Origin of the sequence: Streptomyces sp. NPDC006458 (assembly GCF_040612135.1) — a bacterium.
Taxonomy (GTDB): domain Bacteria; phylum Actinomycetota; class Actinomycetes; order Streptomycetales; family Streptomycetaceae; genus Streptomyces.
Genome location: NZ_JBEXPR010000050.1, coordinates 21,352 through 31,841 on the forward strand (window position 1 = coordinate 21,352; position 10,490 = coordinate 31,841).

The window sequence follows — 10,490 nt, forward strand, 5'->3', positions numbered from 1 at the left end:
AACTCCGTCCCCAGTCTTCACTACGCTGGCCCGATGAGTCTCGAGTGGGAGCAGGTCGTCGTGGACGCAGCCGACCCGGTGGCGCTGGGTCGCTGGTGGGCCGAGGCGCTGGGCTGGGTGGTGCTGAACGACTCGGCGCAGGAGTACGAGATCCGGCCGGCGGCCGACCGGGTGCCGGGTCTGGTCTTCGTGCCCGTGCCCGAGGGCAAGACCGTCAAGAACCGGCTGCACCTGGATTTCCGGCCCGACGACCAGGCCGCCGAGGTGGCCGGACTGCTCGCGCTGGGCGCCCGGCGCGCGGACGTCGGGCAGGGCGAGCAGGCCTGGGTGGTCCTGATGGACCCGGAGGGCAACGAGTTCTGCGTGTTGCGTGATCGCCGGACCTGACAGACTCTCGCGCGCCCGAGCGAACCCGCGCGATCGAACTTACGATGGCGGGAGCCGGGGCGGCGGCGGGGCACCGTGCCGTCCGTCCGACCGCTCGGGGTGGGGAGAGGCATGGCACAGGTCGCCGAGGCCGCGCGCACCGTCATCATGACCGTCGACGACGATCCCGGAGTGTCCCGCGCCGTCGCCCGTGATCTCAGACGCCGCTACGGGGCGTCGTACCGCGTCGTGCGCGCGGAGTCCGGCGAGTCCGCCCTCGACGCGCTGCGCGAGCTGAAGCTGCGCGGCGACCTGGTGGCCGTGATCCTGGCGGACTACCGCATGCCGCAGATGAACGGCATCGAGTTCCTGGAACAGGCCCTGGACGTGTATCCGGGCGCCCGGCGGGTGCTGCTGACGGCCTACGCGGACACCAACGCGGCGATCGACGCGATCAACGTGGTCGACCTGGACCACTATCTGCTCAAGCCCTGGGACCCGCCCGAGGAGAAGCTCTATCCGGTCCTGGACGACCTGCTGGAGGCCTGGCGGACCAGCGACTACCGGCCGGTGGCCAGCACCAAGGTCGTCGGACACCGGTTCTCCGCGCGCTCCTCGGAGGTGCGCGAGTTCCTGGCCCGCAACCAGGTGCCCTACCGCTGGTACTCCGCGGAGGAGCCGGAGGGGCAGCGGCTGCTGGCCGCGGCGGGCGCCGACGAACGGCGGCTGCCGCTGGTGATCACCCCGGACGGCGTCCCGCTGGTGGAGCCCGAGGCGCCCGAGCTGGCCGCGCGGGTGGGCCTGGCGACCACGCCGACCGCCGAGTTCTACGACCTGGTGGTGATCGGCGGCGGCCCGGCCGGGCTCGGGGCCGCGGTGTACGGGGCGTCCGAGGGGCTGCGCACCGTGCTGGTGGAGCGGTCGGCGACCGGCGGGCAGGCCGGGCAGAGCTCCCGGATCGAGAACTACCTCGGCTTCCCCGACGGTGTCTCCGGCGCGCAGCTCACCGACCGGGCCCGGCGGCAGGCGGCTAAGTTCGGCGCGGAGATCCTCACCGCCCGCGAGGTGACCGGTCTGGAGATCAACGGGGCGGCGCGGGTGGTGCGGTTCTCGGACGGTTCGGCCGTCGCCGCGCACAGCGTGATCCTGGCGACCGGGGTGTCGTACCGGCAGCTCGCGGCGCCCGGCGCGGAGGATCTGACCGGTGCGGGGGTGTTCTACGGCTCGGCGCTGACCGAGGCGCCCTCCTGCCACGGGCACGACGTGTACATCGTCGGCGGGGCCAACTCGGCGGGGCAGGCGGCGATGTACCTGTCCAAGGGCGCCAAGTCGGTGACGCTGCTGGTGCGCGGGCCCTCGCTGTCCGCGTCGATGTCGCACTACCTGATCCAGCAGATCGGCGAGGCACCCAACATCGACGTACGGACCGGGACGGTAGTGGAGTCGGCGCACGGCGGCGAGCACCTGGAGCGGCTGACGCTGCGGGACACCGGGAGCGGGGAGACCGAACTGGTCGACGCGCAGTGGATGTTCGTGTTCATCGGCGCCGCCCCGCTGACCGACTGGCTGGGCGACACGGTGCTGCGCGACGAGCGCGGGTTCATCCTCGCCGGGCCCGATCTGACACCCGACGGACGGCCTCCCGCGGGCTGGGAGCTGGACCGGCCGCCGTACCACCTGGAGACCAATGTGCCCGGCGTGTTCGTGGCGGGCGACGCGCGGGCGGAGTCCGCCAAGCGGGTCGCGTCCGCCGTGGGAGAGGGAGCCATGGCCGTGATGCTCGTCCACCGTTATCTGGAGCAGTCATGAGCGGACAGGTGATGCCGTGCAACCCCAAGGAGATCGGCTCGCTGTTCCTGTTCGAGAAGCTGACGCCGGAACAGCTCGGCCGACTGTGCAGCGAGGGCCGGGTGGAGCTGTTCGAGCCCGGACCGGTGTACGCCGAGGGTGATCAGGCGACCTGCTTCTTCGTGATGATCGAGGGCACCTGCGTGCTCTACCGCCGGGTCGGCAACGACGACGTGGAGGTCGTACGGACCTCGCAGCCCGGCGTCTACTCGGGCGCGATGCAGGCGTACATCGGCGACCGGGTGCGGCAGGTGTACAACAACACCATGCGGGTGACGGAGCCGACGCGGTTCTTCGTGCTGCCGGCCGACACCTTCGCCAACGTCATGCGGGAGTGGTTCCCGATGGCGGTGCATCTGCTGGAGGGACTGTTCTTCGGGTCCAAGAACACCCAGCGGATGATCGGCCAGCGCGAACGCCTGCTGGCGCTCGGCTCGTTGTCGGCGGGGCTCACCCATGAGCTGAACAACCCCGCGGCGGCGGCCGTGCGGGCCACCTCGACGCTGCGCGAGCGGGTCGCCAAGATGCGCCACAAGCTCGCCCACATCTCCGCCGGGCCCTATCCGCCCGAGCGGCTCGCGGGCCTGATCGAGATCCAGGAGCGCACCGCCGAACTCGTCGCCAAGGCGCCCTCGTTGAGCCCGCTGGAGGCCTCCGACCGCGAGGACGAGCTGTCCGACTGGCTGGACGACCACGGCATCGCGGACGGCTGGCGGCTCGCGCCCACCTTCGTGCAGGCGGGTCTCGACGTGGACTGGCTGGACCAGGTGGCGGCCGCGGTGGACGAGGAGATCCTCCCTGCGGCCGTCGGCTGGCTGAACTACACGGTCGAGACCGAGCTGTTGATGGACGAGATAGAGGACTCCACCAACCGCATCTCCCGGCTGGTCAACGCCGCCAAGCAGTACTCGCAGCTCGACCGCGCCCCCTACCAGAACGCCGATGTGCACGAACTCCTCGACAGCACCCTGCTGATGCTGTCCGGGAAGTTCGGTCCGCAGATCAAGGTCGTCAAGGACTACGACCGGACGCTGCCGAGGATCCCCGCGTATCCGGCGGAGCTGAACCAGGTGTGGACCAACCTGATCGACAACGCGGTCGGCGCGATGGGCTCCGCCGGCGGCGAAGGCACGTTGACGGTGCGGACCGTGCTCGACCACGATCAGCTGATGGTCGAGTTCCGCGACACCGGGCCCGGGATTCCGGCGGAGATCCGCGACCGTATCTTCGACCCGTTCTTCACCACCAAGCCGGTCGGCGAGGGCACCGGGCTCGGTCTGGACATCTCCTGGCGGATCGTGGTCAACAAGCACCACGGCAATCTGCGGGTCGAGTCCGTGCCGGGCGACACCCGCTTCCAGGTCCTGCTTCCGCTGACCGCCGCGGACGGGGAGACGACCCAGGCCGCCCACGCCGCCGAGACCGCTCAGGCCGACGAGACCGCCGCGGTCGTCCAGGCCGCCGAGGCCGCCGCGGACACCGCCACTGCCGAGGAGCCGGCGCATGAGCACTGACGACGAGACCGACGGAATCGACCCCGGTGTCCCGCCCAGCGGCACCGGATGCGTGGAGTGCGACGCGGTCGGCGGGTGGTGGTTCCATCTGCGGCGCTGCGCCCGGTGCGGACACATCGGCTGCTGCGACGACTCCCCCGCGAAGCACGCCACCGCGCACTACCGGGAGACCGGCCACCCGGTGATCCGCTCCTACGAGCCCGGCGAGGAGTGGTTCTGGGACTTCGCCTCGGGCGAGCTGTACACCTCCGGGCCCGACCTCGCCCCGCCGGTCAGCCACCCCGCCGACCAGCCCGTGCCCGGTCCGGCGGGACGGGTCCCCGCGAACTGGGCGGACACGCTGCGCTGACCGGCGCGCCGCGGGGCCGACACCGCGCGGGACGAGCTGGTCGGCCGGGCGGGCGCTGTCAGTGGCACGTGCCAGGATGGGGACGTGTCGAACAGCGCATTCACCGTGACTCCCCTGGTCGGGCGGGAAGAGGAACTCGCGCGGCTCGCCGGGGTGCTGGAGCGTGCCCGGGGCGGTGAGGCGCGGGCCGTGCTGCTGGCCGGGGACGCCGGTGTGGGCAAGACCCGGCTGCTGGACGAGGCCGCCGCGCGGGCCGCGCGCGACGGGGTGACCGTGCTGACCGGACACTGTGTCGACCTCGGTGACGTGGGCCTGCCGTATCTGCCGTTCACCGAGGTGCTGGGCGCCGTCGCGGGCGAGGAGCGGTTCGCGCCCGCGCTCGCCGCGCATCCCGAGGTCGGGAGGCTGCTGGGCGGCGGCGCGGACAGCGCCCTCGACGTGAGCGGGCGGCTGCGGCTGTTCGAGGACGTGGCGGGACTGCTCACCGACCTGGCGGACCTCGCCCCGCTGCTGCTCGTCCTGGAGGACCTGCACTGGGCCGACCAGTCCTCCCGGGACCTGCTGCGGTTCCTGCTCAGCCGCGGGGTGCTCCAGCGGCCAGCGCGGGGCGCGCCGGGCGGCCGGCTCGCGGTGCTGGCCTCGTACCGCGCGGACGATCTGCACCGCAGGCATCCGCTGCGCCCGCTGCTGGCGGAGCTGGTACGGCTGCCGTCCGTCGACCGGCTGGAGCTGCGTCCTATGGACGACGCCGAGGTGACCCGGCTGGTGCGGGTCCTCCAGGACGACGGACCGCGGGCACTGCCCGAGGCGACGGTCCGCCGGATCGTCGAGCGCGCCGAGGGCAACGCCTTCTACGCCCAGGAACTCCTCGCGGCGACGGACCCGGGCGCGGGCGGGGTGCCGGACGCGCTGGCCGACGTCCTGCTGATCCGCTTCGAGCAGGTGTCGGACACCGCGCAGCAGGTGCTGCGCACGGCCGCCGTCGCCGGCCGCCGGGTCGGGCACGACCTGCTGCGGGACGCGGTCGGACTGCCGGAGGAGGCGCTGGAGAGGGCGCTGCGCGAGGCCGTCGAGCGACGGCTGCTGGTCTCGGCCGACGGCGACACGTACTCGTTCCGGCACGCCCTCGCGCGCGAGGCGGTGTACGCGGACCTGCTGCCGGGCGAACGGGCGCGGCTGCACGGGGCGTTCGCCCGGCTGCTGGCCGGTCGCGGCGGCGCGGGGACGGCGGCCGAGCGGGCCCACCACTACCGCGAGAGCCACGACCTGCCGGAGGCGCTCGCCGCGTCCCTGGAGGCCGCCGACCACGCCCAGCGGCTGGGCGCGCCCGCCGAGGAGCTGCGCCATCTGGAGGCCGCCCTCGGCCTGTGGGCGTCGGTGCCGGCCGAGGCGCGGCCCACGGGCGAGCCCGGCGACCGGATCGCGCTGACCCTGCGTGCCTCGGCGGCGGCCGCGCACGCCGGGGAGTCGCATCGCGCGGTCTCGCTCACCCGGGCGGCGCTGGCCGGGGTCGGCGAGGACGCCGACTCGGAGCTGGCGGCCCGGGTCCGCTACACCCTCGCGGGCAATCTGCTCGACGTCGACAGCCTCACCGCCGCCTACGCCTACAGCAGCGAGGCGCTCGCGCTGATCCCGGCCGATCCCCCGTCGCCGACCTGGGTGTGGGCGGCGGCCACGCATGTGCTCGCGGCCCGGCAGGTCGGGGAGCCGGAGACCGCCCTGAAGGTGGCGCGGCAGGCGCTGAGCGTCGCCGAGGGGCTCGGGCTCACCGACGCGCGGGCCGATCTGCTGATCTCCCTGGCCGCGCTGGAAGGCCGTAGCACCTCAGCGGGCCGTGCCCGGCTGCGCCAGGCCAGGGAGCTGGTCCGTGGCACGGGCAACGCCCCCGTGGAGATGCGCGCCCTGTACCACCTCGCCATCGGCGCGTTCGAGGCGGGCGAGCTGGAGGGCTGTCTGCCCTGGCTGGTGGAGGGGCTGGACCGGGCGCGCGGGGCGGGGCTGCTGTCGTCGCTGTACCCGCTGGAGATGCGGTATCTGCGGCTGCTGACGCTGTACACGCTGGGCCGCTGGGACGAGTGCGAGCGGGCGGCGGAGCAGGACACCGACGCGCTGCCCCCGGCGGGGGCGTTCGCGACGGGGCCCGTGCTGTACGTGCGGCTGGCCCGCGGTGACGCCGGGGCCGAGGAGCGGGCCGAGGATCTGCTGCGCGGTCGGTTCGACTGGATGGGCGGGCTGGTCGCGGGGATCGTGGCGACCGACGCGGCCGCCGGGGGCGGTGACGCTCATGCCGCCGTCGCGCGGATGCGGTCGACGGTCGAGGCCCTCACGGACGAGACGGGCGCGGTCCCCGACGTCACGGTCCGGCTGGCCGCGCTCGCCCTCGCCGCGGTCGCCGACGCCGCCGTGGAGCGCAGAGCGGCCGGTGCCGGGGCCGAGGCCCGGCGCTGGGCGGACACGGCGGAGGAACTCGTCGAGCTGGCCCGGACCAGTGCCCGGCACGGGGCGAAGGGCCTGCCGCAGGGGCCGGAGGGACTGGCGTGGCTGGCTCGTGCCGAGGCCGAGGCGGTCCGGGCGGCGCGCGGCCCCGAGGTGGCCGTCTGGGAGGCGGCCGTCGCCGCGTTCGACTACGGCGACGTGTACGAACGGGCCCGTTGCGGGCTGCGGTTCGCCGAGGCGCTGCTCGCGGCCGACCGCCGCGAGGAGGCCGCCGCCGAGGCGAGGGCGGCCCGGGAGACCGCCGTCCGGCTCGGTGCCACGCCGTTGCTGGAGCGGGTCGACGCCCTGTCGCGCCGGGGCCGGCTGGCCGCTCCCGCCTCCGGCACCGGACGGACCGCCCGGCTGACGGCGCGTGAGCAGGATGTTCTGCGGCTGCTCTCGCTCGGGCGCAGCAACCGGCAGATCGGCGAGGAGCTGTTCATCACCGGCAAGACGGCCAGCGTCCATGTCTCCAACATCCTGGCCAAGCTGGGCGCCACGAGCCGTACGGAGGCGGTGGCGATCGCCTACCGGGAGGGATTGATCCCCCGGGAGCCGTCGGCCTCGGGCTGAGCGGCGGGGGGCGCACGGTCGCGCCCGGTACGGCGAAGGGCGCCCCGGCCGGTCGTGCTCCGGGGCGCCCCTGCTGTCGGCCGGCCGGCGTCAGCGCCTGACGGCCGGGGTGTTGGCGATCCGGACGTTCACGGCCGCCCAGGCACGGCTGACGGTCTTGTACTCGACGCTGTTGAGCCCGTAGAGGTCCTTGGCCGCCTTCAGCGTCGCGATGCGCGCGTCGTGGAAGTCGGTCGTGGAGACCATGTAGCGGGTCAGGGCGCGGTAGAAGATCTTCAGGGCCTTGGTCCGGCCGATGCCCTTGACGGGCAGGCCGTCGTAGGTCGGCGAGTCGTAGGTGACCGAGCCGATCGTCTTGCGGCCGCTGCCCTCGGCGAGCAGGTAGAAGGCGTGCGAGGAGACGCCGGAACCGGCGTGCACCTCGGCGTCGTAGACGGCGGGCGACCAGTAGTCGATAGCGCCCTCCAGCACGTCCAGGGACGGCTTGTCGAGGCGGCGCAGGAACTTCTGCTCCAGGCCCAGCTTCTCGCCGAGGAGGTAGTTCGGCGGGTTCTTGGCGTTCTTCGCCTGGAACTCGACGCCGGTGCCGAAGATGTCGGCGAGGGACTCGTTGAGGGAGCCGGGCTCGCCGTACTGGTTGCCCCACGAGTCCACCCGGGTGGGCTCCAGACGGGCGGTGGCGTCGACGACGCCGTGGGACAGCTCGTGGCCGGTCACGTCGAGGACGACGAGGGGCTTCTTGAACAGCTCGCCGTCGCCGTCTCCGTACAGCATGCAGCCGCAGTAGGAGTACCAGAACGCGTTGCCCACCTTGTTGCCGAAGTGGACGATCGCGCGGGCGCCCTTGGAGTCGTTCTTGATGCCCTTGCGGCCGAACTGCTCCTTGTAGAAGTCCAGCGTCTCGGCGACACCGTACTGGGCGTCCACGGCGGCGCTCACACGGTTGGTGACGCTGCCGTTGCCCCAGGTGTTGGTGGAGCTGCTCAGCCGCTTGGCCTGGCTGAACAGGACCGTCTCCAGGCCCCTGGCGTCCCGGGTCTCGGTGCCATAGCGCCTGGGGTCCCTGAGGATGTACGTGGTGCGGGCGGTCTGCGTGGTGGACAGCGAGACCTGGCCGGCGAACAGCGACTTGCCGACGCCGGTCGCGGGTGCCGGGTAGGTGACGGCCGCGCCCGCGCCGGTGAGGCGGGGAGTCGTCGGCGCGATCCCGGTGGCCGGGTCGATCCGCTCGCCGCGGGCGCGCAGGGTCCGCACCAGCTTGGGCGAGAGGAACTCGTCGGCGTCGGGGGTGTTGCTGCGGATCTCGCCGGTGACGGCGTCGACGACGACCGTGCTGGAGCCGGTGCCCTCGGCGTCGCCGCCGGTGACGTGGATCCGGTAGGCGAGGGCCGCCTCGCCGTCGCGGGCGTCCACGACGAGCTGGGCGGTGCCGGCGGTGCCGTCCGTCGCGGCCGCCGCCTTGGCCTTGGCCTCACCGGCGGTGAGCTCGGCACGGGTCCCGGCCGGGCGGACCGCGTGGTCGGCGGCGCGGGTCACGCCCGCGTACGCCAGCTTCGGGGTGAGGTGGACGACGAGGTCGCCGCCCAGGACAGGCATGCCCTGGTGGGTGCGGACGAACCGGACGTGCCGGGCGCCCTCCGGGTCGACCATGACGTCCTGCGGCTGGAGTTCGTCACCACGGGCGACGCCGGTCGCGCTCGCGTGGGCGAAGGCCGCGGCCCGCGCCGCGTCGACGACCGAGGGGGCGGGGTTCCGGGTGTCAGCGAATGCCGTGCCGGTAAGGCCCGCGGCGGCCGACGCCACGGCGACGGCGACCGCCAGGCCGCGTATATGAGGTCTTCTGCGCACTGTCGAAGGTTCCTTCGTGTCAGATCGGCCGACTCCGCCGGGGTGGGCAGGTGTTCGGCCGGCGCCAACTGTGTGTCGCCTGTGGAGATGTGACGGGGTGCGAGAAGGTTGCACCGTCCGGATGTGACCGATCTCGCACACAAACCCCCCATCTCTTGCGCAGATATGACCAACCGCCCGGACGGAAAGGGAGCAGAGCCGGATGGTGAAGACAAAGGTGAGCCGGAGCGCGGTGCTCGGCGCCGTGGTGCTGTCGTTCCTCGTGGTACCGGCGCCCGCCTCGGCGGCCGAGGACGCCCCCCGAACCGTGGCACTGGCCGCGCCCGACCTCGTGGGACTGCGCGCGGTCCTGACCACCGCGCGGCGGCAGGGCGCGCCCGGCGCCATCGCCCGCATCGACGACCACGGCACCGTGCACCGGGTGCGCTCCGGGATCTCCGACCGCAGGACCGGGCGGACCATCGCGACCACCGACCGATTCCGCATCGGGAGCGTCACCAAGGTCTTCTCCGCCGTGGTCCTGCTCCAGCTGGTCGACGAGGGCAAGCTGAACCTGGACTCCCCGGTCAACCGCGTGCTGCCGGGGCTGCTGCCCGACGACCGGATCACCGTGCGGCACGTACTGAGCCACCGCAGCGGGCTCTACGACTACACGAACGCCATGTTCGCCAAGTCCGTGTCGGGCTTCGAGGCGGTCCGCAACAAGGTCTTCACCTACCGGCAGTTGGTGGACCGCTCCCTGAGCCACCCGCGCACGGGCACGCCGGGCGGGGCGTACGCGTACTCGAACACCAACTTCGTGGTCGCCGGCATGCTGATCGAGAAGCTCACCGGGCAGAGCGTCGCCACCGCGTACCGCACCCGGATCATCGAACCGCTCAAGCTCGCCGACACCTTCTACGTCCACCCGGGCACGGCCCTGCCCGGCACGCACACGCGCGGCTATCTCACCTCCGACACGGCGGGCGCGGCGCCCGTCGACGCGACCCGGCAGACGGTGTCCTGGGCGCAGAGCGCCGGGGCGCTGATCTCCAACGCCCACGACCTGAACGTCTTCACCTCGGCCCTGCTGCGCGGCAGGCTCACCTCGCCCGCGTCCCTCACCCGGATGATGAAATGGACGAAGGTCAACAGCACGACCGGGTACGGGCTCGGGCTGCGGCGGCGCGACCTGTCCTGCGGGGTGTCGGTCTACGGCCACACGGGCGCCGTCCAGGGCTACTACACCTACGCGTTCACCTCGAAGGACGGCAGGCGCAGTCTGACGGCCCTGGCCAACACGTCCAACAACGGCCGGGTCCTCGACACCATGCTCGGCACGCTGGAGTCCGCGTTCTGCGGGAAGAGCGCCGCGCGGCGGGCGGCGGTCCCCGTGGAGCCTCGGGAGGAGATCGGGGCGGGCGCGATCGACGAGGGCTAGACGCAACGCCGTTCAGTTAAGGGCGGGGGCTGTTCGTCAAGGCCCGTGAACGAGGCAGCGGAGCTGCTGTAGAAGAGGGTTGTCCTCCAAGACATCC

7 protein-coding genes are annotated in these 10,490 nt (G+C 72.9%); 6 read left to right on the forward strand and 1 reads right to left on the reverse strand.

Annotation, left to right across the window (positions count from 1 at the left end):
- Positions 1 to 33: 33 nt before the first annotated feature.
- The 5 genes from ABZZ79_RS37550 (at position 34) to ABZZ79_RS37570 (ending at position 7,125) form a co-directional block, all read left to right on the forward strand.
- Positions 34 to 387 carry a VOC family protein gene (locus ABZZ79_RS37550; RefSeq protein WP_356696798.1) on the forward strand — a complete coding sequence of 118 codons (354 nt, stop codon included), beginning with the start codon at positions 34 to 36 and terminating at the stop codon, positions 385 to 387.
- Between the two features lie 111 nt (positions 388 to 498).
- Positions 499 to 2,175, forward strand: coding sequence for an FAD-dependent oxidoreductase (locus ABZZ79_RS37555; RefSeq protein ID WP_356696800.1), 1,677 nt, complete (start codon positions 499 to 501; stop codon positions 2,173 to 2,175).
- Entirely contained in the window at positions 2,172 to 3,728 is a 1,557-nt protein-coding gene (locus ABZZ79_RS37560; protein ID WP_356696802.1) for an ATP-binding protein, read from the forward strand. Before ABZZ79_RS37555 ends, ABZZ79_RS37560 begins: the two co-directional genes overlap by 4 nt.
- A complete protein-coding gene (locus ABZZ79_RS37565; protein WP_356696804.1) occupies positions 3,718 to 4,077 on the forward strand; it encodes a UBP-type zinc finger domain-containing protein in 360 nt (119 codons plus the stop codon). The genes ABZZ79_RS37560 and ABZZ79_RS37565 overlap by 11 nt, the downstream gene beginning before the upstream one ends.
- An 84-nt stretch (positions 4,078 to 4,161) precedes the next feature.
- On the forward strand, positions 4,162 to 7,125 hold the full coding sequence (locus ABZZ79_RS37570) for an AAA family ATPase (RefSeq protein ID WP_356696806.1): 2,964 nt from the start codon (positions 4,162 to 4,164) through the stop codon (positions 7,123 to 7,125).
- A 90-nt stretch (positions 7,126 to 7,215) separates the two neighbouring features.
- Here ABZZ79_RS37570 and ABZZ79_RS37575 read toward each other — a convergent pair whose 3' ends face one another.
- Positions 7,216 to 8,973 (reverse strand): M4 family metallopeptidase, encoded by a 1,758-nt coding sequence (locus ABZZ79_RS37575; protein ID WP_356696808.1) that lies wholly within the window; start codon positions 8,971 to 8,973, stop codon positions 7,216 to 7,218.
- A 202-nt stretch (positions 8,974 to 9,175) separates the two neighbouring features.
- On the opposite strand from ABZZ79_RS37575, the gene ABZZ79_RS37580 reads away from it, so the two are divergent.
- A complete protein-coding gene (locus ABZZ79_RS37580; RefSeq protein ID WP_356696810.1) occupies positions 9,176 to 10,393 on the forward strand; it encodes a serine hydrolase domain-containing protein in 1,218 nt (405 codons plus the stop codon).
- Positions 10,394 to 10,490 lie beyond the last annotated feature (97 nt).

What these genes read in the sequence shown, in the direction of transcription:
- ABZZ79_RS37580 (WP_356696810.1), top strand. Translation starts at nt 9,176, where the DNA reads ATGGTGAAGACAAAGGTGAGCCGGAGCGCGGTGCTCGGCGCCGTGGTG.
- ABZZ79_RS37550 (WP_356696798.1), top strand. Translation starts at nt 34, where the DNA reads ATGAGTCTCGAGTGGGAGCAGGTCGTCGTGGACGCAGCCGACCCGGTG.
- ABZZ79_RS37565 (WP_356696804.1), top strand. Translation starts at nt 3,718, where the DNA reads ATGAGCACTGACGACGAGACCGACGGAATCGACCCCGGTGTCCCGCCC.
- ABZZ79_RS37560 (WP_356696802.1), top strand. Translation starts at nt 2,172, where the DNA reads ATGAGCGGACAGGTGATGCCGTGCAACCCCAAGGAGATCGGCTCGCTG.
- ABZZ79_RS37555 (WP_356696800.1), top strand. Translation starts at nt 499, where the DNA reads ATGGCACAGGTCGCCGAGGCCGCGCGCACCGTCATCATGACCGTCGAC.